At 61.5% G+C, this 26,966-nt stretch carries 24 protein-coding genes and 2 rRNA genes; 8 read left to right on the top strand and 18 right to left on the bottom strand.

The features are described from left to right. Positions 1–9: 9 nt before the first annotated feature. The 3 genes from BTW07_RS17520 to BTW07_RS19890 all read right to left on the bottom strand — a co-directional run bounded on the left by BTW07_RS17520 (position 10) and on the right by BTW07_RS19890 (position 2,061). Positions 10–984, bottom strand: a complete 975-nt coding sequence (locus BTW07_RS17520; RefSeq protein WP_075571488.1) for a TAXI family TRAP transporter solute-binding subunit — start codon at positions 982–984, stop codon at positions 10–12. 337 nt (positions 985–1,321) lie between these two features. Next, positions 1,322–1,861: a DUF192 domain-containing protein gene (locus BTW07_RS17515; RefSeq protein ID WP_083942023.1), complete on the bottom strand. Its 540-nt coding sequence runs from the start codon at positions 1,859–1,861 to the stop codon at positions 1,322–1,324. 35 nt (positions 1,862–1,896) lie between these two features. Beyond that, complete coding sequence (locus BTW07_RS19890; RefSeq protein ID WP_158025894.1) at positions 1,897–2,061, bottom strand: hypothetical protein; 165 nt, start codon at positions 2,059–2,061, stop codon at positions 1,897–1,899. Positions 2,062–2,608: 547 nt separating this feature from the next. Here BTW07_RS19890 and BTW07_RS17510 point away from each other — a divergent pair. After that, complete coding sequence (locus BTW07_RS17510) at positions 2,609–3,478, top strand: DMT family transporter (protein ID WP_075571456.1); 870 nt, start codon at positions 2,609–2,611, stop codon at positions 3,476–3,478. After that, complete coding sequence (locus BTW07_RS17505) at positions 3,475–3,933, top strand: GNAT family N-acetyltransferase (RefSeq protein WP_083942021.1); 459 nt, start codon at positions 3,475–3,477, stop codon at positions 3,931–3,933. Before BTW07_RS17510 ends, BTW07_RS17505 begins: the two co-directional genes overlap by 4 nt. Before the next feature lie 70 nt (positions 3,934–4,003). Here BTW07_RS17505 and BTW07_RS17500 read toward each other — a convergent pair whose 3' ends face one another. The 5 genes from BTW07_RS17500 to BTW07_RS17480 form a co-directional block, all read right to left on the bottom strand. After that, positions 4,004–4,864, bottom strand: a complete 861-nt coding sequence (locus tag BTW07_RS17500) for an ABC transporter ATP-binding protein (RefSeq protein ID WP_083942019.1) — start codon at positions 4,862–4,864, stop codon at positions 4,004–4,006. Next, the gene (locus BTW07_RS17495; RefSeq protein ID WP_075571484.1) at positions 4,861–5,970 is read right to left on the bottom strand and encodes a FecCD family ABC transporter permease; all 1,110 of its coding nucleotides are present in this window, start codon (positions 5,968–5,970) and stop codon (positions 4,861–4,863) included. Before BTW07_RS17495 ends, BTW07_RS17500 begins: the two co-directional genes overlap by 4 nt. A gap of 5 nt (positions 5,971–5,975) precedes the next feature. Continuing rightward, positions 5,976–6,944, bottom strand: a complete 969-nt coding sequence (locus BTW07_RS17490; RefSeq protein WP_075571455.1) for a FecCD family ABC transporter permease — start codon at positions 6,942–6,944, stop codon at positions 5,976–5,978. A 122-nt stretch (positions 6,945–7,066) separates the two neighbouring features. Next, complete coding sequence (locus BTW07_RS17485; protein WP_075571454.1) at positions 7,067–8,005, bottom strand: ABC transporter substrate-binding protein; 939 nt, start codon at positions 8,003–8,005, stop codon at positions 7,067–7,069. Between the two features lie 119 nt (positions 8,006–8,124). Next, entirely contained in the window at positions 8,125–10,086 is a 1,962-nt protein-coding gene (locus BTW07_RS17480) for a TonB-dependent receptor domain-containing protein (protein WP_075571453.1), read from the bottom strand. 248 nt (positions 10,087–10,334) lie between these two features. Here BTW07_RS17480 and BTW07_RS17475 point away from each other — a divergent pair, with 248 nt between their 5' ends. The 5 genes from BTW07_RS17475 to BTW07_RS17460 all read left to right on the top strand — a co-directional run bounded on the left by BTW07_RS17475 (position 10,335) and on the right by BTW07_RS17460 (position 15,022). Beyond that, complete coding sequence (locus tag BTW07_RS17475; RefSeq protein ID WP_075571452.1) at positions 10,335–11,285, top strand: LysR family transcriptional regulator; 951 nt, start codon at positions 10,335–10,337, stop codon at positions 11,283–11,285. 147 nt (positions 11,286–11,432) lie between these two features. After that, positions 11,433–11,597, top strand: a complete 165-nt coding sequence (locus tag BTW07_RS19885; protein ID WP_158025893.1) for an O-methyltransferase — start codon at positions 11,433–11,435, stop codon at positions 11,595–11,597. A 142-nt stretch (positions 11,598–11,739) separates the two neighbouring features. Beyond that, positions 11,740–11,958, top strand: coding sequence for a DUF1656 domain-containing protein (locus tag BTW07_RS17470; RefSeq protein WP_075571451.1), 219 nt, complete (start codon positions 11,740–11,742; stop codon positions 11,956–11,958). Then, complete coding sequence (locus tag BTW07_RS17465; protein ID WP_083942017.1) at positions 11,958–12,953, top strand: efflux RND transporter periplasmic adaptor subunit; 996 nt, start codon at positions 11,958–11,960, stop codon at positions 12,951–12,953. The genes BTW07_RS17470 and BTW07_RS17465 overlap by 1 nt, the downstream gene beginning before the upstream one ends. 5 nt (positions 12,954–12,958) lie before the next feature. Continuing rightward, entirely contained in the window at positions 12,959–15,022 is a 2,064-nt protein-coding gene (locus BTW07_RS17460; RefSeq protein ID WP_075571450.1) for an FUSC family protein, read from the top strand. A 54-nt stretch (positions 15,023–15,076) separates the two neighbouring features. On the opposite strand, the gene BTW07_RS17455 is transcribed toward BTW07_RS17460, so the two are convergent. The 7 genes from BTW07_RS17455 to BTW07_RS17425 all read right to left on the bottom strand — a co-directional run bounded on the left by BTW07_RS17455 (position 15,077) and on the right by BTW07_RS17425 (position 22,520). Beyond that, the gene (locus BTW07_RS17455; RefSeq protein ID WP_075571449.1) at positions 15,077–16,111 is read right to left on the bottom strand and encodes a trans-3-hydroxy-L-proline dehydratase; all 1,035 of its coding nucleotides are present in this window, start codon (positions 16,109–16,111) and stop codon (positions 15,077–15,079) included. Positions 16,112–16,128: 17 nt separating this feature from the next. Then, the gene (locus tag BTW07_RS17450) at positions 16,129–16,899 is read right to left on the bottom strand and encodes an ABC transporter ATP-binding protein (RefSeq protein ID WP_211314266.1); all 771 of its coding nucleotides are present in this window, start codon (positions 16,897–16,899) and stop codon (positions 16,129–16,131) included. After that, positions 16,896–17,672, bottom strand: coding sequence for an ABC transporter ATP-binding protein (locus tag BTW07_RS17445; protein ID WP_075571448.1), 777 nt, complete (start codon positions 17,670–17,672; stop codon positions 16,896–16,898). Before BTW07_RS17445 ends, BTW07_RS17450 begins: the two co-directional genes overlap by 4 nt. Before the next feature lie 9 nt (positions 17,673–17,681). Next, entirely contained in the window at positions 17,682–18,710 is a 1,029-nt protein-coding gene (locus tag BTW07_RS17440) for a branched-chain amino acid ABC transporter permease (protein WP_083942015.1), read from the bottom strand. A gap of 2 nt (positions 18,711–18,712) precedes the next feature. Further along, positions 18,713–19,627: a branched-chain amino acid ABC transporter permease gene (locus BTW07_RS17435; RefSeq protein ID WP_075571447.1), complete on the bottom strand. Its 915-nt coding sequence runs from the start codon at positions 19,625–19,627 to the stop codon at positions 18,713–18,715. A gap of 134 nt (positions 19,628–19,761) precedes the next feature. Further along, positions 19,762–20,883, bottom strand: a complete 1,122-nt coding sequence (locus tag BTW07_RS17430) for a branched-chain amino acid ABC transporter substrate-binding protein (RefSeq protein ID WP_075571446.1) — start codon at positions 20,881–20,883, stop codon at positions 19,762–19,764. Positions 20,884–21,221: 338 nt separating this feature from the next. Next, a complete protein-coding gene (locus BTW07_RS17425) occupies positions 21,222–22,520 on the bottom strand; it encodes a hypothetical protein (protein WP_110661335.1) in 1,299 nt (432 codons plus the stop codon). A gap of 326 nt (positions 22,521–22,846) precedes the next feature. Here BTW07_RS17425 and BTW07_RS17420 point away from each other — a divergent pair, with 326 nt between their 5' ends. Next, complete coding sequence (locus BTW07_RS17420; protein ID WP_083942013.1) at positions 22,847–25,402, top strand: membrane-bound PQQ-dependent dehydrogenase, glucose/quinate/shikimate family; 2,556 nt, start codon at positions 22,847–22,849, stop codon at positions 25,400–25,402. A 331-nt stretch (positions 25,403–25,733) separates the two neighbouring features. Here the strand turns inward: BTW07_RS17420 and BTW07_RS17415 are convergent, their stop codons facing one another. The 3 genes from BTW07_RS17415 to BTW07_RS20065 all read right to left on the bottom strand — a co-directional run. Continuing rightward, positions 25,734–25,934: a hypothetical protein gene (locus BTW07_RS17415; protein WP_075571444.1), complete on the bottom strand. Its 201-nt coding sequence runs from the start codon at positions 25,932–25,934 to the stop codon at positions 25,734–25,736. 534 nt (positions 25,935–26,468) lie between these two features. Further along, positions 26,469–26,583 (bottom strand): 5S ribosomal RNA (gene rrf / locus BTW07_RS17410). A 192-nt stretch (positions 26,584–26,775) separates the two neighbouring features. After that, positions 26,776–26,966 (bottom strand): 23S ribosomal RNA (locus tag BTW07_RS20065); the annotation flags it as partial.

Below are 26,966 nucleotides of genomic sequence, written 5' to 3'. Positions count from 1 at the left end.
TGTGGGCAATTACAGCCAGCCCTGCTCTTTGTAGTAACGCTTGGCGCCTTCATGCAGCGGTGCGGAAAGACCCTGACTGATCATGTCCTGCGGCGTCAGATTGGCGAAAGCGGGGTGCAGACGCTTGAAGCGATCGAAGTTGTCGAACACGGCCTTGACGGTCTGGTAGACGACTTCATCATCGACATCGGCAGAGGTCACGAAGGTCGCACGAACCCCGAAGGTCTCGACATCGTCCGGATTGCCCTCGTACATGCCGCCGGGAATGGTGGACATGCTGTAGTAGGGGAACTCGTCGACCAGACCCTTGACGACGTCATCGTTCAACGGCACCAGATTGGAGGCGACGGTCGTGGTCGCTTCCTGGATGGCACCGTTGGGATGACCAACGACGTAAGCCATGGCATCGATGTTGTTGTCGGCCAGTGCAGACGCCATCTCGGCGGCACCCAGCTCGGACGAGAGCGAGAACACGCTGGTGTCCCAGCCTTCCGCATCCATCAGCACTTCCATGGTGGCGCGCTGACCGGAGCCCGGATTACCGATGTTGACGCGCTTGCCCTTCAAGTCCTGGATGGAGTCAATGTTGGCATCTTTGCGCGCCAGAATGGTGAGCGGCTCACCGTGCAGCGAAAAGACCGAACGCAGGTTTTCCATCGGCTGGTCGAACTGCGCCTTGCCGTTGTAGGCATTGAACTGGACATCGGACTGCGCGACACCCATGTTCAGTTCGCCGGACTTGATGCCGTTGATATTGGCAACGGAGCCGCCGGTCGAGGGAGCGTTACAGCGGATACCGCTCTCTTCGGCGCTGCGATTGACCATCCGGCAGACGGACTGGCCGACGACGTAGTAGACGCCCGTCTGACCACCGGTACCGATGGTGATGTACTGCTGGTCCTGGGCCATGGCCGGCGTGGAGACCGATACGGCGCCCATCAGGGCAGTGGAGAGAACGGCTGCGGTTAATGCATGGCGTTTCATGCGCATACCTCGAATTGTTTCCCGTTTATTGTGTTGATCGGTTTCCCGACCGCGAAGACGACAGGCTTACCGGCGTGCGTCAGGGTGTTTCGAATCGCACCGTGCCCGCGGACTTATTCTATCCCAACATACCTTATCCCTGACGGCGGGCCATCATATAGCGAGTTTCTGGCCGGCAAAACCGTCAGACAGGCCGGAATTCAGCGTAGACCGCCGGACCTGACCTATCGGTCAGCGCCAAACCACCACCGCAACGCCAATCTCGATGCGCAAGGAACGCCATCCTCTCCGTGCCTCCTTCATCATCGGCATATCTCATGCGGGAAACGAATGCGTTTCACGGTGATTCCAGCCAGGGCGTGAGCTCGACATGATCGCCAACCTCGATCCCGCGTGCGGCGAAGTAACCGGCGTTGGTTTCCAGAGCGGCCCAAAAACGGGCACCCGCGGGATAGACGGGGCATCGGCTCGACTGCTCGGCGTGACAGGGCGACATCGTCTTGAGCGAGCGGATGACGCCGCCACTGTCCACGAATGCGATGTCCAACGGGATGCGCGTTCGGTACATCCAGTAGGCACTGGTTGCCGGCTGCTCTCGGGGATAAAGAAACAGCATCCCCGCCTCGGCGGGCAATGCCTGTCGCTCCATCAACCCTTTCGCCCGCTCCGCGGCGGTCCGCGCAACCTCGACCTGCAATGTATGCGCCCGCTGGCCGTCGTCGACGGTCAGCGCCTGGCGCGATACGCCATCACCCCAGCTGGGCAGGGCGACCAACATCAGCAGCGCCAAGGCGCCCTGTTTCAGGCCTTGTTTCAGCCCTTGTTTCAGCCCTTGTTTCAGCCCTTGTTTCAGCCCTTGTTTCAGCCCCTTCGCCATCCTGATGCACCTCGCCTTGACGTTCACGCGGACCTTCAAGCCTGCTCTTCTTCTTCGGACTCACGCTGACGCTGGTTGTTCTGAGCCGTCGCCGCCTGACGCGTCACGGATTCACCGTGTCCGAGACGATGATCGATGTAGGACAGCAAGAACAGCTGGGCGACGAGAAAGCAGGTGCAGAAAATGATTCCCTTGATCATGTCTTGAACTCTCGAATGGTGACGGTTTTGGCAGCGGCAAAAAACTGACCGTATTTGTCGCATGTTAGGCGTTGTCTGAAAAGTCGACGAGCGAAGGCAAGGCCGGGGCGCGTAGCTAAGGCAACCATCGGCGACAGGGCGGAGTTCACGGGGTGTCAACGAGCATCTTGACCGGGCTGGCGCACCAGCCGATTTACAACGCCGGATGGGCAAGCGCAGTACTTTTCGGACATGGCCTAGCGCATCAATCGATCAAGGAAATGGCGGTTGGCCTTGCGATCGCTCGCAGCCCCCGGCGTGGCTGCGAGCGATGGCGGCGAGGTAGCCGCCACGACCACTCGATGGCCACCCCTTCGACAGGTTCGGTCCGAATTTCTCGATCCGCATGGCTCGATCCGAGATGCTCGGATTGCAGGACCCGGATTGAAGGACCCGCGCAAAATAACCTTGCTCTCGCCGGAGTCACTGAGACAATGGACCATCGCTGTCATCGACGACCGTCTTCAGCGATGCCCTTCAACGACATTTTCAGCGACGAGTATTGCGCGTGCCTCTCAAGGATCTGCTGATCGGCCTCGGCATCATCGCCATCTGGGCCTTCAATATCATCGTGATCAAGGTCGGGATCGAGGATCTGCCGCCCCTGCTGGTGACGGTGCTTCGCTTCATGCTGGTCGCCGTACTGGTCGTGCCCTTTACCCGGATTTCTCGCCAGCAGCTTCCCTGGATTCTGGTTCTGGCGGTGACTTTCGGTGGCTTGCACTTCCCGCTGCTGTTTCTGGGGCTGCATCAGTCGGAAGCCGGTACCGGCGCCCTGCTGGTCCAGATGGGGACGCCGTTCGCCACCCTGCTGGCGGCGATCTTTCTCAAGGAGAAACTGAGCCCGCGTCGGATCGTCGGATTGATCCTCGCCTTCGGTGGTGTCGTCGTGCTGGCCGGCGGCCCCTCGCTGCCACCGCCGGCATCCACCGCCCTGCTGCTCGCCAGTGCGTTCTTCTGGGCCGTCTCGACCATGATCATCAAGCTTGCCCCGCCGATCGCGCCGCTGACCATGACCGGCTGGATATCGCTGTTCGCGATTCCTCTGGTCGCTCTGGGCAGCTGGATATTCGAGGACGACCAATGGCTGGCACTACATCAGGCTGGCTGGGCCGGGTGGGGCGCCGTGGTATATACCGCCGTGATGTCGTCGATTGCGGCTTACGGGCTGTGGTACTGGCTGCTGCAGAAGCACCCCGTCAGCCGGGTGGTGCCATTGACCCTGCTGATGCCGGTTTTCGCCGTCATTCTTGGCGTCTGGCTGCTCGACGACCCGCTGGGGATCAACAAGGTCGCTGGCGGCGCCATGGTCATCGCCGGGCTCGCCGTCATCAACATTCGTTTTCGCCGTTCACGCAAGCCGAGGCCCGTCTCATGAATCACCATGCCCTGCCTGCCATCCTGCCCATGACGCCCGACGATCACGCGGATTTTGCCGCGATGATGAGACGCACGCCCGGCGTGGTCCTCAGAACCGCCGATGGCGCCGAGGCGACCCGACGCTATCTGGAGCGCAACCCGGGCTTGAGCTTCGTGGCACGCCCGCCAGACGGACAGGGGATCGTGGCTTGCGCGATGGCGGGTCATGATGGCCGTCGCGGCTATCTGCAACATGTCATGGTCGACCCGGACTATCGCCACCTCGGACTGGCGCGGACGATGGTCGATCGCTGCCTGACGGCGCTGCTCGAGGCCGGCATCGAGAAGGTGCATCTCGATACCCTGGCGGACAACATCGAAGCACATCGTTTCTGGCGGCATCTGGGCTGGGCCGATCGCCGCGACGAGATCGTCAAGTTCTCACGCGTGCTGGTGGAAGATACCAACGCTTGAGCCGGAACGGCCGGCCAGTGAACGGCGACAGGGTGCCCGACTGTCCAGTAGGCGCGATCTCTAGCCGAAGCTAACGCGAATGGCGAGTCGAGCGAATATTGGTCAAGAGCGGACTGCCGGTAGCCGGATCCAGCATCAAGGTGCACTCCACACCGTAGAGGTCGCGCACCAGCTCCGCCGTTACCACCTCGCTCGGCTTCCCGGCAGCGACGATCTTGCCGTCACGCATCGCGACCAAGTAGTCGGCAAAGCGGCATGCGCTGACCAGGTCGTGAACCACCATGGCCAGTGTCTTGCCTGATGCGGCCAGATCCCGGATCAGCTCGAACACTTCCAGTTGATGGCCGAGATCCAGCGCGGAAGTCGGCTCGTCGAGCAGCAGCAGTGGCGTCTGCTGGGCGATCGCCATGGCGATCCAGGCGCGCTGGCGTTGACCGCCCGACATGGCGTCCAACGGGCGGTCGGCGAGTTCATGCAGATCCGCGGCTGTCAGTGCCTCATCGACCACGCGTCGATCCTCTCTCGACCACTGCTTGAACAGGCTTTGATGCGGCTGTCGCCCGAAGCGGATCAGCTCGGCAGCGGTCAACCCTTCTGGCGCATGGGTTTCCTGGGGCAGCAGCGCCAGCCGCTGCGCCATGTCACGGGCCGGTAGACGCTGAATGTCCCGTCCATCGAGCAACACCGTGCCCCGGTGCGGCACATGCAAACGTGCCAGACTCGCCAGCAACGTCGATTTTCCGCAGCCGTTGGGCCCGACGATCGCCGTCACCTGGCCCGCGGGAAGCTCGAGATCGAGCCCCTCGATCACCGTGCGTCGCGCGCTGTTCCGTCCGTAGCTCAACGAGAGCTGGCGTGCGATCAGTGGCGACACAGTCGCTGATGCCGCGTTCGAAGGCGTAACGGAGTTGGTGGCGGCAAACGAGCTCATGACTGAAACCTCGGTGCGGGACGTAATAATATCCAGAGTAGAAACGGCGACCCGACGATGGCGGTCACGATACCGACCGGCACCTCGATCGGAGCCAGCAGCAGCCGTCCGACCAGATCGGAAGCGACCATGATGATCGCCCCGGACAGCGCCGAGGCGATCAACGAAATCCCGCGGTGCGAAGAGAGCTGGCGAGCGATTTCCGGGCCGATCAGCCCGACCAACCCCACCGGACCGGCGACCGCGACCGCCAGTGCCGCCAGCGCTACCGACACCACCAGTGCCAGGTAGCGGCAGCCGCGCACGCGATATCCCAGGCCTTGGGCGACGGCGTCGGAAAAGCGCAGTACCCGCATCGCCCGGGAGAGATAACACGCCGCCAGCAGGCCAATCGCCAGGCCGCACCAAAGCCAGGTCAGTGCGGTGCCATCGCGGGCATTGAGGCTGCCGACAGTCCAGGGATAGGCGGCGTTGGCCGTGTCGATGGCAACTCTTGCCATCAGCAGCTGCGTCAGTGCCCCGAAAACGGCGCCGACGCCGATTCCCGTCACGATGAAGCGATAGCCGCGCGTCCCGACATCATTGGCTAGGGCGAAGGTGATGGCGGTTGCCGTCGCGGCCCCCGCCAACGCCATCGGGGGCGGCGCCAGGCTCGTGCCCAGCCCTACCACCGAAGCGACGGCAAACGCTGTCGCGCCGTTGTCGATGCCAACGATCCCGGGCGTGGCCAGACGATTACGAGCAAGCGTCTGCATCAGGCAACCGGAGAGCGAAAATGCCGCACCCGTCGCAACGCCTGCCGCCAATCGCACCAGGCGCAATTCCTGAACAACGAACACGCTCATGGGCTCGCCATGCCCGAACAGGCCTGCCAGGGCCTGACGCGGGCTAAGCGCCACGCTTCCCAGACAGAGCGACAGCAAACAGACCGCCAGTAGCACAGCCAGCAATCCGAGACAGGCGAAGCATGCACGACGCTCGATCAGCATCGAATGGTCGCGCCCGCCAAGCGTCCAGCTCAGGCGCCAAGAGCCAGGAGGAGGCGTTACGGCAGTATCATCACGATTCATCGGGCAGGCGGGTGGTGTCAGCGAGTGAGTCTTCATCGGCATTACAACGCGGGCAGGCGATGTGCACGAACCACCGCGATCAGCACCGGCGCACCGACTAGCGCGGTAATCACGCCTAGCGGCATTTCCGAGGGCGCGACCAACAGCCGCGCCAGGATATCGGCGCAGAGAATCATGATCGGCCCCAGCGGTAGCGCCAACCACAGGGAGCGGCGAATATCGGGGCCCGCCAGCGCGCGAGCGACGAACGGCACCACCAGCCCCACGAAAGCGATCGGACCGGCAACCGCCGTGGCCGCACCGACCAGTATCGCCACCGCCACGACACACAGCAGCCGAATCCAGCGCGGGTGATGCCCCAGACCGACGGCGACCCGCTCACCGAGGGCCAGCGCCGCCAGTGGACGAGCGATCATGATGACCAGAGCACCGGCAAACAGCAGACTCGGCAGGATGGCGCGAAGATCATCGAGTCTACGCCCGGCCAGACCGCCGATGACCCAGAAGCGGATCTCGTCGGCACTGCGCTGATCGACCAGCAGCAAAAGCGAAGTCAACGCACCCAGCAGCCCCGACAGAATCGCTCCGGCCAGTACCAGCCTGACCGGATCGTTACCGACGCCATTGACGCGCGCCATCAGCAGCACGAACAGGCATCCGGCCAGAGCGCCGAGCTGCGCCACGGAAACACGTAGCGTGGCCGCGCTGGCGCCGAGAACCAGTGCAATCGCCACCGCCAGGGCGCTACCCGCGCTGACGCCGAGAAGCCCCGGCTCGGCCAGTGGATTGCGGGCCACCGCCTGGATCAACGAGCCCGCTACGCCCAGTGCCATGCCCACCGCCATACCGACCAGCATGCGAGGCAAGCGTAACGATTCGACGACGAAACGCGCCTCGTCGCTACCGCCGCCGAATAGCACCGACCCGGCATCGAGTGGGCCAACGTCACCAGCTCCCAGAAGCAGGCTCGTCACGCTGACCAGCAAGAGGCTGGCCAGCAGGATGAGCATCAACTTGGAGAGCGACGATCGTTTACCGAGAGACGAGCGTCCATGGGAAATCGGTTCAGTCACGGTGTGTCGTCATGAAGTCTAGCGGCATGGAATCGAATTCCGGGTTCTGGCATCAGTGATCACTGCGGCAACATGCCCTCGATGTCGTCGAGAATGCGCTGCGCGGCGATGGGCCCCGAGGCACTGGTCCACAACTGGCCGTCCACAGGCACCACGTGGCCCTGCCGAACGACGCTCAGGCGTTCGAAGGCTGGCGACTGGCGTGCAGATTCCAGCGCCGCTTCGCCGTCATCGTTCAACGTCGCCAGGAACAGCCAGTCGCTATCGAGACTCGACAGGCTCTCGAGACTCAGCGAGTCGCTGTGCGGCCGTCCGGCCTTGACCACACCGCCGTCTTTCACGTCGAACCCGGAGGCCGCCAATAGCCCCGTCGCGAACAGCTTGTTCGACATCACCAACGGGCCATTCGCCATCCATCGCGCCACGGTGGCGGTAGTGTCGCCATTGGGTTGACGTTGTGCAAGCGATTGAGAACGATTTTCAACCGCCTGAATCGCGTCATCGACCGCTTCCTCGCGGCCCAGTGCCTTCCCGAAGAGGCGCGCCTCGTCTTTCCAGGACTCCGGCTCGAAACCTTCGGTTCTGGGTACCACCGTTGGCGCTATCTGGGACAGCAGCGTGTACTGCTCCTCGGGTAGACGTGACGAGGCCAGAATCAGATCCGGCTTCTGTGCCACGACCGCTTCGATGTTGGTCTCGCGCGCCGTTCCGACGATCGCGACACCGGCTGCAGCGTCGCTCAAGTAGTCTGCCACGCCGTCGCCCCCTCGCGTTGCCACTGCACCGAGTGGCGTCACGCCCGCCGTCAGGGCGGTATCCAGCGCCCCTTCATAAAGCGTTACCACGCGCTCGGGCTGGCCATCGATTTCGATATCGCCGTACGCCGTATCCAGAGTACGCGCCTGGGCTTGCGGGATCAGGGCAGCCTGCGCCAATGCGGCCAGGACGATTGCAGCGCAAAACAGCACGCCGCCACGAGAGTGAGAACGAATCTGCATCAATGATTTCCTGTCTAGCGAGTTCATGGAATAGAAAGCCGGCATCGGCCTGTTGCGATGCCGGACATGTCTTACGCTGCCCTAGAGGATGATCCTCTGTGGGTAGTTTTCAGGCGGCGTCATATTTCGAGATCGATAGCGAGCCAGTAGCGACGACCGTCTTCGACCAGGCTGTAGGTGTCGTAATCGATCCGCTTGTCGAAGACGTTGTAGACGCCGAACAGCAATTTGGCTTGCGGGGCGATTCGCCAGGACCCACCGGTGTCGACCAATGTATAGGAGGGAATGGCATCGGTGGAGCCGGAACGCCCCGACGCCACATACTCTTCCTGGTCGCCGCGGAACGTCAGTCGACCCCAGCCGCTGAATCGACCGGCAGGATCCCAGTCCAAGGTGGTGCTCAGCAGGTGCCTGGGCAGCTGCGTGAGCTGCTCCCCTTCCGCCTCGCCGGACTCCTGTTCGGAATCGGTATAGGTGTAGCTCGCCTTGGCCGACAGCGTCTCGCTCAGCGGACTTCCCAGGGTCAGCTCGACGCCTTGCGTATAAGCCTCGTCGATATTGACCCGGGTCGTGGGACTGCGGCCATAGCTGTTGTCGGGCTCCGACGCACAGGGGGCGCCCACGGCCGTACAGGGAACCCGGCTGATCTTGTCCTCGAAGTCGTTGCGGAACAGCGTGATCCCGCCATTGAGTCCGCTGGGCCGACCGTAGAGCAGGCCGATCTCCTTGGTGATCGAGGTCTCGGGCTCGAGATCCGGGTTACCGTAGGTATTGCCGCCACGACTGACGGCCCCCCAGTCCGGCGAGAGATCGCGTACGCCGGGCGCCTTGTAGCCCGTCGAGACGCCACCCTTCACTGTCCACAGCGGCGCTGGATTCCAGACGCCGTAGAGACGCGGACTGAAGTGATTGCCGAACTCTTCGTTGTCGTCCATGCGCACGCCGGCGGTAACCGAGAAGGTATCGGTGAGGTAGTACTCGTCCTCGATGAACAGCGCCCACTGGTACATGTCCAGTTCGGAGAGCTCGGAGATTTTATTAGTCGTGGTATCTTCCAACTCCTCCTTGGAGTAGCTGGCGCCCACGCTCAGCGTATGCGCGCGAAAAGGCATCGCCAGCTGCGACTTGGCCTCGGTATTCTTGACCGTGATGTCTCGCCCCTCGTTTTCGGTCTCTTCCTGCTGCACATACGTGGTCGAGGTGCCGATGCCCCAGCGCCCTTCATGACGCAGCGAGTAGCGCTCTGTCTCATTATCGGATTCACTAGGGACACCGCCCTCTTCGACGGTCTTCCCGACGTTCATCTCGCGCTGCTGCCTGGTGCGACCGGCTTCCATCATGAAGTCATGGTTCTGGGTCGGCGTGAGCGTCACGCGCGCCGTGCCGTTGACCAGTTCCTTGTCCTCGTAGCCGTCGACGATGTCGTCCTCCTGCCGCGTGCTGTAGCGGCCGAAGACCTGCAGGCCCAGCAAATCATCGACCAGCGGTCCGGTGGTATAGAATTCGGTCTGCTGAGCATCGCCGGAGTCCCGATCTTCCTGGATCGTCGCTCCCAGCCGCAGATTGGCATGCCATTCGTCCTGGACTTTACGCGTGATGACGTTGATCACCCCACCGATGGCATCCGATCCATAGAGCGTCGACATCGGCCCACGGATCACCTCGATCCGCTCGATGGCATAGAGCGGCGGCAGCCAATCCTGCTCGAATCCGGCGCTACCGTTGGGGCGCGATTCACGTGTACTGACCGGCATGCCATCGACCAGGATCAAGGTATATTCGGCAGGCATACCGCGGATGCTGATGTCGGCGCCGTTGTCCCCCGACCCGCCGCCCGTCACGATGACGCCGGGCACGTCAACCAGCGCATCGGTCACATCGCGGTACTGACGGCGCTCGAGCTGTTCGCGTGAGATCACGCTGATCGAAGCGGGTGCACTGGTCACCTGCTGCGCGTAGCCCGCGGCCGTGACGACCATAGGGTCCAGCTCGCTCTGGGCATGGCTATGGTTCGCAAACCCGACGGCCCCCGCAGCCGCCAGTGTGAGCGCTGAAAAACGTAATGGCGTTGAAAACGTCATTGCTGGTTCCCTTGATAAGACGAGTCCGAATGAGCAAGCGGCTCGCACGGCCGAAAATCTTAATACGAATATTTATCATTTAGATTCTTCCATATTGTCCACATAAAATCTTGCGACAGGCCGTTGCGTTTTTCGCAACCTTCGGAAAGATCGCCCCGCGACGCTAAAAACCGTTAAGGTTTCTGATAACCATTGCCATCTGACTGGAAACTCGTTCAGTGCCAACACCAGGCTCTCCAGGAAAATCCATGTACGATCTCGAGGAACTCAAGACTTTCATCGATGTGATGGATTCCGGCAGCCTGACTGCCAGCGCCCGACGTCTTGGCGTCGCCAAATCGACCTTGAGTCGGCGAATCGCTCATCTCGAGACTCAACTGAGTCAGCCATTACTCAGGCGACAGGCCAATCGCCTCCTGCCAACCGAGGCAGGCAGTCTCTTTCTGGGTTATGCGCGGGAGATGTTGCGTATTGCAGAACAGAGCCAATTGGCGCTGGACGATCTGAAGGCGGAGATCAGCGGCGGACTCGTCATCAAGGTTCACTCGGCTTTGGCACGTAGTTTCATGGCAAGGCAGGCGGAACTCTTTCTGAAGCGACATCCCAAGGCCAGCCTGGAGATTCGGACGCTCCGGTCGGCTCCTACGCTGCCGGACGGCAGCGCTATCCATCTTTGGGTCGGTACGGTGGCCGAATGCGGCTTGCGTCAGGAAACGCTCGGCTGGATTACACGCGGCGTCTATGCCAATCCCGATTATCTCCTTCATCGAGGAACGCCCAGCCACCCGCATGAGCTGAAGAATCATGCCTGGGTCGATCTGCTCGGTGATACCGAAAGCGGAATGACGCTGGACCATCCGCATCACGGCCGTTATCACCTGCCGTCGGCCGACAGCCGGTTGCGCGTCGATCAGTTGGCACTGCATGCCGATGCCATTGCGCGCGGCCAAGGCGTGGGGCTGATGCCTCACTGGATGGCCGAGCGTCGTTTGCAGCATCATCCCGATACTCTGGTGCAGTGTCTGGGCGAATGGCAGGCTTCTCCCTTGCCGGTCACGTTGCTTTATCCCTACGGCCATCAGCCGCGCAAGATCGCCACGCTGATCGATCAGTTGCGCCAATCGATACCGGCAGACTGGCAGCGCGATACCGTAGGTATGCCAGCTGTTGATTCGCCGGATTCCGCTACCGCTCACTGAAGAGTGTCCCACCACCCACTGCCTCTGGAGACATCCATGATGGCGTCAAACCCTGTGGACATGGACGATGCGATGCGATAGGTCATCGAGCGCTATCATCAGCGCATTGAAGAGGAAAAGCGGGGCCAAGGCGGCCGTCATCGTCACATGGCGATCGGCCCGGCATCCGGACGCCTGATCAACCTGCTGGTGCGTAGTCTTGAATCGCCACCGATTCTCGAGCTGGGTACATCGCTGGGGTACCCGAAGATCTGGCTGGCCGATGCCGCCCGTGCCACCGGGGGCCAGGTGACCACCACCATTTTCACATAGGGTCGGGCGCCCCTATTCCGCCATTTCCAGTTAGACTGCAGTGAATGCGTGATAGCTAGAGACGTCACACTTCTGATGCCAATCTCAATAGCGTGCTAGCATTTATTGCTTGTCGTATAACGTCACTGCCAACAGGAACGATATGGGTCTTCAGGAAATCGCCGTTGGCGGAATCTTTCTCAGTCCACTGCTGATCTATGCCTTCTGCGGCTTCATCGCTACCATCGTTCTGCGCTCGCTGCTGCACTGGGTAATTGGCCAGCGCGCCCTGTGGTATGAAGCCTGGTTCGATGTGTCGCTGTTCGTGCTGATCACTGCCGGCATCACCTTTCTGTTTTCCGTCCTGCCCGAGAGTACTTGATGCGCAATTCGCTACGTATCCTCCTGACCCTCGTCGTCGTCGCGATCGCCGTGGCCGCCGGTATCTGGCTCTGGAATTACTACCTCTTCACGCCCTGGACCCGGGATGCGCGCGTGCGCGCGGAGGTCGTCACCATCGCCCCGGACGTCTCCGGCTGGGTACGCACGCTGAACGTCAACGACACCGACTTCGTTGCCAAAGGCGATACCCTGTTCGAGATCGACGAGGCTCGTTACCAGGCAGCGCTGGACCAGGCCCAGGCCACGGTGGAAAACCGCGAGGCCACCTTGAAACTGCGTCAGACGGAAGCCCAGCGTCGCAATCAGTTGAGCAGCCGCTCGATCAGCGCCGAGGATCGTCAGATCGCGCAGATCAACAGTCGGGTCGCCGCCGCCAATCTGAAGCAGGCCCAGGCCGATCTGGCGAGCGCCAGGCTCGACCTGGAACGTACCCGAGTCGTGGCACCGATCAGTGGTCATGTACTCAATCTGCAGCTCGCCGCCGGCAACTACGTGACTCGCGGCACCTCGGTCATGGCACTGGTGCAGTCGAACTCCTACTACGTCATGGGTTATTTCGAAGAGACCAAGATACCGTCGATCCGGGTCGGCGATTCGGCCGAGGTCATCCTGATGAACGGTGACACGCACCTGCGTGGTCACGTCGCCGGCATCGGCAGAGGCATTGCGGACACCAATACCAGTCTCAACAATCAGCTGTTGCCGCAGGTCCAGCCCACCTTCAACTGGGTACGTCTGGCGCAGCGAATCCCGGTTCGCATCACTCTGGACGACATTCCGGACGAGACGCTGCTCAGTGCCGGCATGACCGCGACCGTTCGCGTCGACGCGGCGGGCGGCAGCCGGTCCGACGAGCGTGTCGACGCGCCGGTGAGTACGACGACGTCCCGGGGCGTGGCCGCCGACCGACGTCCCACCGAGCAGGCGCAGCAACCTGACCCAAGGCCGGACGACACCGCCGCCGATTCGCCGTGAGTACCATGCCACCACTCGTCAAGACCTATCTGACGCCCGATGTGACGGCGGTCAAGTTTGCGATCAAGACCACGCTGGCGATGATGATCGCGCTCTATCTGGCCCTCTGGTTCAACCTCGACCGGCCTTACTGGGCGTTGATTTCGGCGGCGTTCCTGCAGATCCGGCCGATGAGCGGCATGGTGATCGAAAAAGGCATCTGCCAGATCAGCGGCACCCTCATCGGCGCGCTCGCGGGCATCCTCATCATGGCGCTGTTTGCGCAGGCGAGAGTGCCTGCACTGATCACGCTGACGCTATGGATCATGCTGTGCACCTACGTCGGCTCGCTGTGGCGCAACAACTATACCTACGGCTGCCTGATGGCTGCCGTCACCGCCATGCTGATCGTGGTGATCTCGAATGGCAGCACGCCCGGCGGGATCTTCGACATCGCCGTGGCACGCCTGTCGGAACTGGGGCTGGGTGCCATCTGTGCCACCCTGGTCAGCTCGCTGTTATGGCCTTCTCGAGTGGGCAAGCATCTCTCGGCGCAGGCCGACACCGCGATCAACGAAGCGTTCGAGAACGCCGCCCTGCGCCTGGAGGCAAGCGACGACATCCCTGCGATGCAAAAGGCGTTGCGAGGCAGCCTCGGCCCGCTGACGGTGCTGGAAACGGACAGCCAGGCGGCGCGCTTCGAAGGGCCGGAGGGGCCGGGGCGCATCCGCGCGACTCACGTCCTGACCCGACGCACGCTGCGTTTTCTGGCCAATCTGCAGGCGCTGCATCAGATGCTTCACGATCACGCCGACAGGCTGGATCCCCGCAGCATCGAGATTGCGCGCCAGGTCGCGCAAGGCTTCCGTGAAGCGGAACACGTCAAGGGCGTGCCCAAGGCGCGTCAGGAGCTGCAGGACCTTCGCCATCTGGTGCATGAAAGCGATGAGCAAGGCATGGCGCCGCTGGACCGACGCGCACGCCTGGGACTGCGGGAATCGATCGGCCATGCCATGGTGATGCTGGACGCCCGCGAAGCGATCGCCTCGCCCGGTACGCACAAGCTGCGATCGGCCTCTCTGGCCTGGCATCGCGATCACCTTGCCGCCGGCATCAACGCATTGCGTTCCGGTCTCGTTTTCGGTTCGCTCGCCATGTTCTGGATTCTCACCGCCTGGAGCAGCGCGATGGTCGCGATGCTGCTCGGCACGCTGTTCTCGTCGTTCTTTGCCAGCCGCGACAATCCGGTCGCGATCACCATGATGTTCTACAAGGGCATGCTCGCGGCCATTCCCAGCGCGTTTCTGTTCGGTCACGTACTGCTGTCGCAGGCCAACGGCTTTCCGATGCTCGCCATGCTGTTCGGCACGCCGCTGTTCCTGGGGCTGCTGGGCGCGACCAACCCGGCGACGATGGGTTATTGCCTGGCTTTCACCATCTTCAATATCCTGCTGACCATGCCCGGCAACAACATGGACTTCTCCTTCGACAGCTTCGCCAACCGGGCGGTTGCGGTGATCATTGGGCTGACCTGCGTGGTGATGGGTTTCCGGCTGCTGCCCGGTCTGGGCACGCGGCTGCGTCGCCGTCGTCTGATCAATGCGATCTCGCGGGACATTCATCACCTGCGGCGGCGATCGATACGCGATGCCGAGACCCGCTTCAGCGGACACATGGCCGATCGTATCCTGCAACTGGCGCAGCACGACGACATGCTTCCCGAGGATCAGCGCCATCTGTTCATTCTGGGACTGACCGGGCTGGACCTGGGCACCGCGACGCTGCGCCTGCGCGATCGTCTCGACGATGCGCCACACCCGCTGATTCGGCGAGCCCACCGCCAGCTGCTGCGAGCGCTGGCCAGCGGCTTCGAGGAGAGCGCCAACGGCCGCCAGCCGCAGGGAGTTCGCGAGGCGGGCAAGCGACTGGACGCGGCCATCGCCACCCATGGCAACGTTGCCGCCGATCGTCGCGTGCTGCTGGAAGGACTGGTCGAGCGACTCGAACTGGCGCTGGAGCGCCTCGGCCACATCATGGCCGAGCGGCCACGTATCAAGCCCGACCGCGAGCCCGATACCGTCACTTCCTGAGCCGTCATTCTCCCGATCGAGGGCAGACGGTTGCTGCCCGGGCCGTCGAGCTGGTCAGCGACCGATTCGGGGCCAGGTGTCGGCGAGCCGGTAACCGCCCGGCCAGGGATCATGAGGATCAAGCGTATGCTGATGAGTTCCGGTGATGAAAGCACGCCCGCGAATCGACGGCATCACCGCCTCCTTCCCGCCGACGCGGGTCGTGCCATCGAGCCTGCAGTAGAAGCGTGAATCGATGATCGACTCGCCGATGAAGGTTTCGCCCTGTTCCAACCTGCCCTGAGCGTGCAGTAGCGCCATGCGTGCCGAACAGCCGGTGCCGGTGGGAGAACGATCGAGCTTGCCCGGCTGTATCGCTACCGTGTTGCGCCCCAACCAGGCATCGCCTTCGCGGCTGAGCGGCGCGGCGATCTGGCAAAAGGAGACGTGCCGCCAATCAGGATTGGTGGGATGGCAAAAGCCGAACTGCGCATTGACCGCATCGGTGATGCGAATGCCGGCTTCGACCAGATCCCGCGCTTCGTCCGGTACCAGTCTGAAGCCCAGATCCTCGGCATCGACGATCACGAAACTGTCGCCGCCGAATGCCGTATCGACACGGAGCGTGCCGAGCCCTTCCACTTCGAGCTGCAGATCGCGCCGGTCGACGAACGCCGGCAGGTTGCGCACCGTGACGTCCACCACCCGGCCGTTCTCGCAGCGCGCCACGGCCTCGATGACACCGCCGGGGGCCTCCAGCACCAGATGCGTCTCCGGTTCCTGCATCGGCAGAATGCCGGTCTCGAGCAGGACAGTCGCGACGCACAGACTGTTGGAACCGGACATCGGCGGCGTGTCTTCCGGCTCCATGATGATCCAGCCCATCTGCGCGCGCGGGTCCTTGGCCGGCACCAGCAGATTGACATGCCGGAATACGCCGCCTCGGGGCTCGTTGAGCATGAAGTGGCGCAGGGTCTGGTCGCGAGCGATCCAGCGAGACTGCTCCCACAGCGTCTCTCCGGGCGGTGGCGCGACGCCACCCACGATGACGTCCCCCACCTCGCCTTCGGCATGACAGCTGACGCTATGGATCACGCGATTCGTCTGCATGGGAGCTCTCCCGTCGGCTACTCGCCGACGCCCAAATAGGCCTTCACGATCGACTCGTCCTGCCGCAGCTTGGCCGCCTCGCCCTGCATGCGAATCTCGCCGTTCTCGATCACGTAGGCATAGTGCGCCAGACGCAGCGCCAGACGTGCATTCTGCTCGACCAGCAGAATGGTGGTGCCGGCTTCGTTGAGACGCTTGATGATGCGCATGATGTCGGTCACCAGCTTCGGCGCCAGGCCCATCGACGGTTCGTCCAGCAGCATCACGCTGGGACCGTGCATCAACGCGCGCCCCATGGCCAGCATCTGCTGCTGTCCGCCGGAAAGCAGCGAGCCATCCTGGTGACGGCGTTCATGCAGAATCGGGAACAGGCCGTAGACTTCATCGAGCCGCTGTCGTCGGAGCGCGTTGTCCTTGACCGTGAAGGCACCAAGCTCAAGGTTCTCCTTGACCGTCAGCCCGCGCAGAATGCGCCGCCCCTCCGGAACATGAACCACACCGCGGCGAGCGATCTCGTGGGCCGCCAGCGTGGCGATCGATTCCCCTTCGAGCAGGACATCTCCCCGCTGCGCCCGCACCAGCCCGGAAATGGTCTTGAGCGTGGTCGATTTCCCGGCGCCATTGCTGCCCAGCAGGGTCACGATCTCTCCCTCATGGACATCCAGTGACACGCCTCGCAGCGCCTGGATCTGACCATAGAAGGCTTCGACATCGCGAATGCTCAGACGCACCTTGCCCGGACGCGTGGTGCTCGCAGCGGCCTCGGATTGAGTGATGGTTTCGGTCACAGTGCCAGCTCCTCGTCGTCCTGGCCGAGATAGGCCTCGATCACTCTGGGATCGTTCTGCACCGCCTGGGGGTCGCCCTCGGTGATCAAACTGCCGTGATCGAGCACGCTGATCCGCTCGGAGACATTCATCACCAGGCTCATGTCGTGCTCGATCAGCAGTACGGCAACGCCGCGCTCGTCCCGGATGCGCCGGATCAGTTCGATCAGCGCCTGTTTCTCGCCACTGTTGAGGCCTGCCGCCGGCTCGTCGAGCAATAGCAGCTTAGGCTCGGTGGCCAGGGCGCGGGCGATTTCGACGCGGCGCTGGTGGCCGTAGGCGAGGTTGGTCGCCAGCCGATCCTGATGCCCCAGCAACCCGACGAAATCGAGACATTCAAGGCTGGTCTCGAGAATCTGGCGCTCCTCGGCGCGCTGACTCGGTAGCCGGAGAATGGCGGCGATGGCACCCGATCGCGTCCGGCAGTGCTGCCCGGCCATGACGTTCTCGAGCACCGACATTTCCCGGAAAAGGCGGACGTTCTGGAAGGTCCGCGCGATGCCCATTCGGGTCACCGCGTGTGGCTTGCGCTTGAGGATGGCGTCGCCATCCAGAGTGATAACCCCCTGCTGGGGACGGTAGAATCCGGTAATCACATTGAACATCGACGTCTTGCCGGCACCATTGGGGCCGATCAGGCTGTGAATCCGCCCCGCGTCGACGCCGAAATTGACATCGTGCAGTACGGTGTTGCCGGCGAAGCTCAGCGACACCTGTTTCAGTTGCAGCAGCATCGCATCCCCCTAGGAACGTTTCTCGGGCCAGATACCGCTTGGCCGGAACAGCATGATCAGCAGCAGCAGCACGGCGAAGATCAGCAGTCGCAAGGTGCCGAAGTCGCGCAGCAACTCGGGGCCCAGCACCACAATGAACGCGCCCAGAATGACGCCGGGTATCTTGCCCATGCCGCCAAGCACCACTGCCAGCAGAATCAGCACCGACTGCTGGAAGCTGAAGCTTTCCGGCGAGATGGCGCCCAGGTTCACCGAGAAGAAGATCCCGCCGATCGCCCCGAAGATGGCGCCGATCACGTACGCCGCCAGCTTGGTCGCGACCCGGTTGATCCCCATCGCCTCGGCGGCATCTTCATCGTGCCGGACGTAGAGCCAGGCCCTGCCGAGACGCGAATCGAACAGCCGCTGGCTGGCAAGGTAGGCCAGCACCGCCAACACCACGAAGACGTAGTAGAAGTCTATCGAGCTATCGATGTGCCAGCCGAACAGCGACGGTTCCGGAATGTGCGAGAGGCCGCTGGCGCCACCGGTGATCTCCAGGTTGCGCGCAGTGAAGCGCACGATCTCGCCGAAGCCCAGGGTCACGATGGCCAGATAGTCGCTGCGCAGACGTAACGTCGGCCCGCCGATGATCACGCCGGCCAGCGCTGCGGCCATCAGGGCGAAGGGAATCGCTGCCCAGAAATTGACGCCGAACTGCTGCGTCAGGATGCCGACGGTGTAGGCGCCGACAGCGAAGAAGGCGGCGTAGCCGAGATCGAGCAGACCGGCGTAGCCCACCACGATGTTGAGACCCAGGCACAGCACCACGTAGAGCAGCGCGTTGGTCAGGATTACCGTGGTGTACTGGCTCGAGATCCATGGCGTGACGATCAGAATCGCGAGAATCGTGAGGTGAAGTGCGCGCCGCCGCCCTGGCGACTCGAAAGCCACATAGAGGCGCTGGAGCAGATTTCGCGGCCTGGGTTCATGAAGATCGGGTTCATGAAGATCGGGTTCGCGGGCGTCCGGGTTCGTGGGTGGCGAATGTTTGTCCATGTTCACATCCTCTCCACTTCGGATTTGCCGAGCAGGCCGGTGGGTTTGAACACCAGCACCAGGATCAGGATCGAGAAAGTGAAGACGTCTTTCCACTCGCTGCCGATGAACGGAATATGCGTCCCGAAGGACTCCAGCAAGCCCAGTATCAGGCCGCCCAGCATCGCCCCGGTGATGCTGCCGATGCCACCGATCACCGCGGCGGTGAATGCCTTGAGCCCGATCAGAAAGCCCATGAAGTACCAGATGCTGCCGTAGTAGGCTCCCGCCATGGTGCCAGCGGCTGCCGCCAACCCGGATCCAATGAAGAAGGTCACTGCGATCACGGCGGAGACGTTGATCCCCATCATCCGGCACATGTCCTTGTCGATGGAGACGGCGCGCATGGCTCGCCCATAAAGCGTCCTGGAGACGAACAGCTCGAGCGCGATCATCAACAAGGCGGCGATCGTGACGAGGACGATCTGGTTATAGGAAAGAAAGAGATTGCCGAGGTTGAAGCCACCGAACCCAAGGTCGGTGCTGAAAGCGGTGTACTGACCACCGGTGAGCGCCAGCGCTGCGTTCTGCAACACCAGCGACACGGCGAGCGCGGTGATCAGAATCGATAGCCGGGGGGCGCCCAGCATCGGGTGATAGGCCACGCGCTCGATCACGACCCCCAGGCAGCCAACGGCCAGCATCGCCAGCAGCATGGCGACGAAGATACCGAGCCAGCCGGCACCGAGAAACCCGGAAACCAGTGAAAGGCCGCCGAAGCCTGCGAAGGCCCCCGTCATGTAGAAATCGCCATGGGCGAAGTTGAGCAGTTTGATGACCCCGAACACCATGGTGTAACCGAGCGCCACCAGGGCATAGAAAGAGCCCAGCACCAGCCCATCGACGAGCTGCTGCAAGAAAGAGTCGTACCAGGTCATGGGCGTATGTCTCTGGACAGCGAAAAGCGGAAAAGGGAAGACGAACGCGCCGCAACTTCGCTTGCCGCAGCGCGTACCGCCATCACCGGTTCGAGTCTGAGTTCGAGATCAGACGCGAACCGGGGAACTAGCCGTCACTTCTCGTAACGGGTCCACTTGCCACCCTGGCCCTCGAGTACCACGAAATTGCTGCGCGCCAGCGTATGTTGTGGCGTGAAGGAGATCGGACCAGCCAGCCACTCCTGCCCATCGGCGCTGTTCAGCGCCTTGATGATGGCATCGCCATCGGTGGAACCGGCCTTGTCGATGGCCCAGGCCATCAGCTGCAAGCCATCGTAGGCGAGCGGCGCGTACGGCCCCGGCGCGTTGTCGAACTTGGCTTGGTAGTCGCTGGTGAACTGTTTGGCAGCCGGCAGAAAGTCGGCCGTCGGATTGGAGAATGCGAACACGCCTTCCGCCGCCTGACCGGCGATATTGAACAGTTCCGGCGAGTTGGAGCCATCACCCACGGCGATGGTGCCCTGGAAGCCGCGCTGGCGCAGCTGGCGAATCAGCAGCCCGCCATCGGCGTAGTAGGCCGTCCAGAAGACTGCTTCGGCACCAGAGCCGCGGATCTTGTTGACCAGGGCGGAGAAATCCTGCTCCCCCTTGTTGACGTATTCGAAGGCCGAAACGGTATGGCCAGCGCCGGTCCAGGCGTCGCGAGTCAGGTTGGCCAGATCCTGAGAGTAGGCATCGCCCTGATTGACGATGGCCAGCTTCTCGATGCCCTTGCCCTCGAAGAAGTCGAGCGCAGTCTTGGCCTGATCGTCACCGGTGGAGTTGATCATCACCGCGTTGCCCGGGTTGGCCGGAATCAACTGGGTGGAGTTGGCCGCCACGATGACGAACGGAATATTGGCGTCGCCGTAGGTCTTGAGCGTTGGCTGGGTGGCACCGGAGCAATAGCCTCCCACGACACCGACGACTTCCTGCGAGGCCAGCCGGCTAGCGGCGTTGACCGATTGCTGTGGGTCGCAGGCCGTGTCTCCGGTGACCAGCTCGATCTGACGTCCATTCAACAACCCGCCGTCGGCATTGATCTCGTCGGCAGCCAGCATCATGGCGTTGTACATATCCTTGCCGTAGGTCGCTTCGGACCCGGTCGTCGGCACCTGGACACCGAGAGTGATAGGCCCGTCCTGCGCCAGGGCCAGCGAACCCACGGCCAGATTGACGACGGCCGCGGAGGCGATCAGTTTGAGAAATTTACCCATACGACGATTACTCCCTTCAGCGATTATTGTTTATTCGTACTGCAAAGGGGTCGGGCTAGGCGCCCTTCCGTTGTCGAGTCGCATCGACGGCGACGTCGCTTCATCCTGCCATGGAAAGTTACATTCTGACACTATGCTTTTCGTAGACACTAGGCGTTTTGTATAAAATATACAAGACGTCGCGCCAAGGCTTTGCGTCCACGTTTACGCCAAGTCAATGACCGGCGTCGATACCGGTGATGCCAGACAAGGCCGGCTGATGGGTTCGAAAACAGGAATCCAAAAAAAGCCCCCGGCAGCAATGCCGGGGGCCTGGTCAATCGAGCGTAGCGCCGGAATCAGTAAGTGATGCCGAAGTGGCTCTGGAAGCTGGTATGCCAGCCGTCATCGACCGGCGAACCAAAATAGTTCAGCCCGTTCTTGTTGGTCACGACATCGAACCAGGCGTAATAACGGCCGGCTGTCAGCTTGAAGCCGATATCATTCAGCATCGGATCCTTCATGTCGCCGTAGCCGCCGTTGACCGCGGAAAATTCGTCGGAGGGATCGATATAGCTGAAATCGTTGAAGAAGTAGATGTTTTCCACCGGTCCCCAATCGACGTCCATGCTGTAGGCCAGACTCACCGAGTACATCTGGCCTTCCGCCGGGATCAGGTAGTTGAACCCGAAGGCACCGATCTGGACAGCAGTGTCGGAAACACCTTCATTGTCGGCGAAATCGGGATTCTTCGCGTTGAATTCGTAAGTTGTGGCCTGCAGCTGTGTCAGCCAGTTGCCATAGCTGCCGTCCAGCCCCATTGCCACGGCCCAGCTATCGCCGCTCTGATGAGTATTGTTGTTGTAGAGCTGGCCTCCCTTGGCGGAAAGATTGACCTGCGTGGTGTAGTCGCTTCCCTGGTTGAAGGTGTAGGCCACACGCCCGGCAAGCTGGTTCTCCTCGGTATTGCCCTGGGTGCCGCTACCAATGGCGTTGGCCCCGTAATGCTCGTTACCGTCGCCCAGTTGATCGCTCTTGAAGAAAGCCAGGCTGGTATCCCAGGCACCCTGACTGTGGTCCCACTTGATGCCGGCGTTCTGGTTGTCGTTGAAGCCTGCCAGATACGGCAACGTGCCATACCAGCCGAGATAGCCGTAATCCATGTTGCCGAACGGCGTCTGGACCAGGCCGAGCTTGACGTTGTCCTCACTGCCGAACTGGTAACCTGCCCAGGCATGGTGCAGGAACTGATAGCCGTCGTAGAAGCGATACTGAAACGAGTAGGAGAGCGGTCCCTCGCCACCCTCCATGCCGAGAATGAATTTTCCGAAATTCACATCCCCGGTCGTGTCTTTACTGGTCTCGCTCCAGTCGTTGAAGGTGTAGCCCAGTTCGACGGCGCCGCTGAACTGCGGGGTGCCAACCTCGTCCAGCAGCGAGCGGTTGTCTTCGGCTATTTCACGCGTCCGGGTATTTTCCTCCTGCTGACTGGCCCGCTGTTCGCTCAATTGCTGCTGCAACTGCTGAACCTGTTGCTGCAACGCATCGAGCCGACGCTGAATCGCTTCGTTATCTTGAGAAGTTTGCGCGAGCGCCGGCTGGACGCACGCCATCATGCCCACGGCGAAGCCGAAGGACCGAAAGGTTCCTAGAGTCAAGTTGTCGTTCCCTTGTACGAATGTCGAAAGTCCGAATGTCGAAAGTCCGAATGTCGGAATCTTCAGAGAAGCCATTAATGGCTATTGTGGGATGGCGTCGCATTCACCGTAACAAATCTGTTACCTAGCTTAAACCTTTGTCGAACAAGGAGCTTTTGGCAGGAAAGCCGCAGAACCACACTGAATGGCGTTTCGAACTGAATTCATCGCCAGCTTGAATTACCATGACTACCCTTACTTCATGCGACAGCTTGTCGCAGTAGGTAATTGATCGCATCGGAGTCTGTGATCGACAGTGTCAAATATTTCATTCAAGGGAGAGTGCAGTGGCTACTACCACTTCTTCCGGCGGTGCTGGCAGTGTTTTCGCCAAACTCGTCGGGATCATCGTCGCGCTTGTCGGCCTGGCCTTAGGCTCAGGCGGCGCGTATCTGGCGATATTAGGCGGTTCCTGGTATTACCTGGTCGCTGGCGTGCTGATGCTGGTTGCCGGCATCCAGCTGTTTCGCGGGCGAGTTTCGGGGGCCGGTATCTACGCTGTCGTGTTCGTGGGTACGTTTTTATGGGCCGCGTGGGAGTCGGGGCTGAATTACTGGCGCTGGATTCCTCGACTGGACGTGGTATTGATTCTGGCCATCCTGGTCGCATTGATCACTCCCGCGCTCAAGAACGGCCCTTCACGGAAGACCGGGTTGTCGCTTGCGGGCGTCCTGTTTCTAGGGCTGGTCGTTGCCGGAGCGCTCGCCTTTCTTCCCAATCGCGGATACCAGCACCTCGAGGATGTGCCGGCGATCGCCGATGAGTCCCTGTCGACCGATGTAGGGGATGCACAGCCAGCCGATGCCCCCGCCGATGAAGACTGGGCCGCCTATGGTCGTGACTCGGCCGCCACGCGGTTCTCGCCGGCAGATCAGATCACGCCGGATAACGTCGGCGATCTCGAGGTAGCCTGGCAGTATCGCACTGGCGATGTCCTCGATCATCGTTGGGGGGCCGAGACCACACCGCTGAAAATTGGCGACGACGTTTTCCTGTGCACGTCGCGCAACATCCTGATCTCCCTGAATGCCGCAACGGGCGAAGAGAACTGGCGTTACGATCCCCAGGTTTCCGAGGACGCCATCCCTTACACCGCAGCATGCCGCGGCGTGACGTATTACGAAGTCCCGGACGCTCGGTCGTCGACCGGCGATGATCCCTCTGCGGATCCAACTGCTCCCATGGCCGCCGATGATGAACAGAGCGACAGCGACGACCAGGCCCCGGTCAGCGAAACGCAGCCGAGCGAGCCTGCGGTCGCAAGCAACGACGATCAATCCTGCCAGGCACGCATCATTTCCGGCACTCTGGATGGTCGCCTGATCGAAGTCGATGCAGCGACCGGTGAGCCGTGTACAGACTTTGGTGACAACGGCCAGGTGGATATCAAGCGCAATATGGGCGAGACCCCGGATGGCTATGTCTCCATCAACTCCGCCCCCGTCGTCGTGCGCAACGTTCTCGTCACCGGCCATCAGGTCCTGGACGGTCAGCGTCGCTATCCGCCGTCCGGTGTGATCAAAGGCTATGATGTCGTGACCGGCGAGCTGTTGTGGGCCTGGGATGCCGGCCGTCCCGACCAGAGCGAACCGCTGACGGGCAACGAGACTTACGTTCGTGGCTCTCCCAACATGTGGACGACCGCCGCCGGCGACAGCAAGCTGGGACTGGTTTATCTACCGATGGCCAACAGCGCTGCCGACTACTGGAGCAGTTCGCGGACACCGGAAGAGAACGAGTGGGCCAGTTCGATGATCGCACTCGATGTCGAAACCGGCCTGCCCAAATGGCATTTCCAGACGGCTCACAAAGACGTCTGGGACTATGACCCCGGTTCACAGCCAACGCTGATCGACTTCCCCACCGGCGATGGCAAGGTGCCGGCGCTGGTGATGCCGACCAAGCAAGGCGAGATCTACGTTTTCAACCGTGAAACCGGCGAGCTGCTGGGCGGCGGTGCCGAGGAGCGCCCGGTTCCCCAAGGTGGTGCCGAGCCGGATCAACGTAGCGAGACTCAACCGTTCTCGCTCTACGCAACGCTGCGTCAGCCGGATATCGACGAGAAGGACATGTGGGGCATGACTCCGTTCGATCAGCTGTTCTGCCGGATCCAGTATCGCCAGGCGAGCTGGAAGGGCATGTACACACCGCCGACTGCCGAACAGCCTTGGATCCAGTACACCGGTTATAACGGCGGCTCAGATTGGGGTAGCGTGGCAATCGATCCGCACCGCGGAGTGATGATCGCCAACTACAACGACATGCCCAATTACAACGAGCTGGTGCCGCGTGATGTGGCCAACAAGCTGGGATGGGTGCCGCGCGAGGAGCAGAAGGAAGACAGCGGTGGCGCCGAGGGTGCCGGTGATCCTCAGGCCAATACGCCTTATGCGATCAACGTCAACGCCGGCTGGCGTGTGCCCTATACCGGCATGCTGTGCAAGCAGCCGCCGTACGGCCACATCCGTGCTATCGACCTGGCCAGTGGCGATACCCTTTGGGACCGCCCGCTGGGTACGGCTCGCGCCAACGGCCCGTGGGGCATCCGTTCAGGGCTACCCATCGACATCGGCACACCCAACAATGGGGGGTCCGTCGTGACTGCCGGGGGTCTGATCTTTATCGCGGCAGCGACAGACGATCTGATTCGTGCCATCGATATCGAGAGCGGCGAGACGGTGTGGCAGGCTCCGCTTCCGGCGGGCGGCCAGGCCAATCCGATGGTGTACGAAGCAGACGGCCGTCAGTACGTCGTCATCGTCGCCACCGGGCATCACTTCATGGAAACGCCCTCCGGTGACTATGTGATCGCCTATGCACTGCCCAAGCGTGATGACACCTGATCGCCAGGTTTGACCAGTGATATGCCGCTGCCGGGGAATGCCGGCAGCGGCAATGGCTCAGTAAATCGTGATGCAACGGTATGGCAATAGACAGCGGGCGGCAGTGTCTCGACACGGCCGCCCATTTTTATCGTTGGATGGAAATCATCCGGGCCACGGCCTCGAAGTAGCCACAAATGCCACCCGGCCTCCAATCAAAAAAGCCCGGACATCGTATTCATGATGTCCGGGCTTGATTCGCTTATAACTCACCTGAGTCGCATGTTCAGGTAAATCATGGCTGCCAACGCAGGGTTTTTTCATTACATCCTACGCCGACACCATGACGATATTAATTCTGCGCGTCTTCTGACTGCTCCTGCATTTCGTCGCCAGCATCATCCATCGCATCGCCTGCATTGTCCACGGCGTTATCGACCGATTCTCCAGCTTCTTCGGCTGGACCTTCGTCGTTGTCACAAGCCACGACGCCAAATGCCATCAGGCCCAACAGCATGGCCATTGCCATCTTCTTCAATAGGTCGGTGCGCATCTCGCATTCTCCTGAGCAATTGCTTCCATGTATTTGCCCTAACACCATAGCTTCAGATTGCGGAATCAGCCAACTTCTCAGCTTCCCTTCCCCAATTTCTCCTAACTTTTCAACTCTGAACACGTGGCTGTCGGCGCTTGGCGTCAGTAACGACAACATTGGTACACGTGATGATCAACGCCGGAGAACACCTCGGCAACCAAGGATCACACGGCTCGCCAGGGCGAACTTCGGTCGATATAGTGCCTAGCCTTGGACCTGTTCCGATGGCGTTTCGAACCCTTATCCCGAGCCTCAAAACTGGGCCCAAATGCCGGACATAAAAAACCCCAGCCTGTTGGCCGGGGTTTTGGATGAGTGCCTGACGATGACTGCGTTGGTTTTTGTCGCACCATAAAAATACCCCAGCTTCTTTCGAAGCTGGGGTACGGTATAGGTGCCTGACGATGACCAGGGCGGCTCTCCGCTACTCTCCATGGGGAGACCCCTAAAAACAAAGCCCCGACCAAATGGCCGGGGCTTCGTTAAATAAGTGCCTGACGATGACCTACTCTCACATGGGGAGACCCCACACTACCATCGGCGCTAAGCGGTTTCACTACTGAGTTCGGCATGGATCAGGTGGTTCCCGCTCGCTATGGTCGTCAGGCAAAACTGACGCAGAAATCATGAGCCTTCACTGCCTACCCGGCCCTCATTCCCACTGATTCGGATCATGCTGCTGAGCGACGTCTCTTGGCTGCCCGCTCTTGAGGGCAGCGCGTATCCGGCAATGTCGGTGATGATCACCGAACGGAGACGGGATCTTTCTTTCCGTCTCTCGTAAACCCCTTGGGGTTATATGGTCAAGCCTCACGGGGCATTAGTACACGTTAGCTCAACGCCTTGCAGCGCTTCCACACCGTGCCTATCAACCAGCTAGTCTTGCGGGACCCTTTAGGAGACTCTAGGTCTCGGGGAGATCTCATCTTGAAGAAGGCTTCCCGCTTAGATGCTTTCAGCGGTTATCCCGTCCGCACATAGCTACCCGGA

It is taken from the genome of Salinicola socius (genome assembly GCF_001937195.1).
Classification (GTDB): domain Bacteria; phylum Pseudomonadota; class Gammaproteobacteria; order Pseudomonadales; family Halomonadaceae; genus Salinicola; species Salinicola socius.
The sequence above is the reverse complement of the archived record's forward strand: the minus strand, read 5'-3'. Positions and strand labels throughout refer to the sequence as shown.

What these genes read in the sequence shown, in the direction of transcription:
- BTW07_RS17495 (WP_075571484.1), bottom strand. Translation starts at nt 5,970, where the DNA reads ATGAAGACTCACTCGCTGACACCACCCGCCTGCCCGATGAATCGTGAT.
- BTW07_RS17505 (WP_083942021.1), top strand. Translation starts at nt 3,475, where the DNA reads ATGAATCACCATGCCCTGCCTGCCATCCTGCCCATGACGCCCGACGAT.
- BTW07_RS17430 (WP_075571446.1), bottom strand. Translation starts at nt 20,883, where the DNA reads ATGGGTAAATTTCTCAAACTGATCGCCTCCGCGGCCGTCGTCAATCTG.
- BTW07_RS17460 (WP_075571450.1), top strand. Translation starts at nt 12,959, where the DNA reads ATGCCACCACTCGTCAAGACCTATCTGACGCCCGATGTGACGGCGGTC.
- BTW07_RS17480 (WP_075571453.1), bottom strand. Translation starts at nt 10,086, where the DNA reads ATGACGTTTTCAACGCCATTACGTTTTTCAGCGCTCACACTGGCGGCT.
- BTW07_RS17515 (WP_083942023.1), bottom strand. Translation starts at nt 1,861, where the DNA reads ATGGCGAAGGGGCTGAAACAAGGGCTGAAACAAGGGCTGAAACAAGGG.
- BTW07_RS17490 (WP_075571455.1), bottom strand. Translation starts at nt 6,944, where the DNA reads ATGCTCATCCTGCTGGCCAGCCTCTTGCTGGTCAGCGTGACGAGCCTG.
- BTW07_RS17470 (WP_075571451.1), top strand. Translation starts at nt 11,740, where the DNA reads ATGGGTCTTCAGGAAATCGCCGTTGGCGGAATCTTTCTCAGTCCACTG.
- BTW07_RS17520 (WP_075571488.1), bottom strand. Translation starts at nt 984, where the DNA reads ATGAAACGCCATGCATTAACCGCAGCCGTTCTCTCCACTGCCCTGATG.
- BTW07_RS17445 (WP_075571448.1), bottom strand. Translation starts at nt 17,672, where the DNA reads ATGCTGCTGCAACTGAAACAGGTGTCGCTGAGCTTCGCCGGCAACACC.
- BTW07_RS17415 (WP_075571444.1), bottom strand. Translation starts at nt 25,934, where the DNA reads ATGCGCACCGACCTATTGAAGAAGATGGCAATGGCCATGCTGTTGGGC.
- BTW07_RS17475 (WP_075571452.1), top strand. Translation starts at nt 10,335, where the DNA reads ATGTACGATCTCGAGGAACTCAAGACTTTCATCGATGTGATGGATTCC.
- BTW07_RS17485 (WP_075571454.1), bottom strand. Translation starts at nt 8,005, where the DNA reads ATGCAGATTCGTTCTCACTCTCGTGGCGGCGTGCTGTTTTGCGCTGCA.
- BTW07_RS17440 (WP_083942015.1), bottom strand. Translation starts at nt 18,710, where the DNA reads ATGGACAAACATTCGCCACCCACGAACCCGGACGCCCGCGAACCCGAT.
- BTW07_RS19885 (WP_158025893.1), top strand. Translation starts at nt 11,433, where the DNA reads ATGGCGATCGGCCCGGCATCCGGACGCCTGATCAACCTGCTGGTGCGT.
- BTW07_RS17500 (WP_083942019.1), bottom strand. Translation starts at nt 4,864, where the DNA reads ATGAGCTCGTTTGCCGCCACCAACTCCGTTACGCCTTCGAACGCGGCA.
- BTW07_RS17465 (WP_083942017.1), top strand. Translation starts at nt 11,958, where the DNA reads ATGCGCAATTCGCTACGTATCCTCCTGACCCTCGTCGTCGTCGCGATC.
- BTW07_RS17435 (WP_075571447.1), bottom strand. Translation starts at nt 19,627, where the DNA reads ATGACCTGGTACGACTCTTTCTTGCAGCAGCTCGTCGATGGGCTGGTG.
- BTW07_RS19890 (WP_158025894.1), bottom strand. Translation starts at nt 2,061, where the DNA reads ATGATCAAGGGAATCATTTTCTGCACCTGCTTTCTCGTCGCCCAGCTG.
- BTW07_RS17455 (WP_075571449.1), bottom strand. Translation starts at nt 16,111, where the DNA reads ATGCAGACGAATCGCGTGATCCATAGCGTCAGCTGTCATGCCGAAGGC.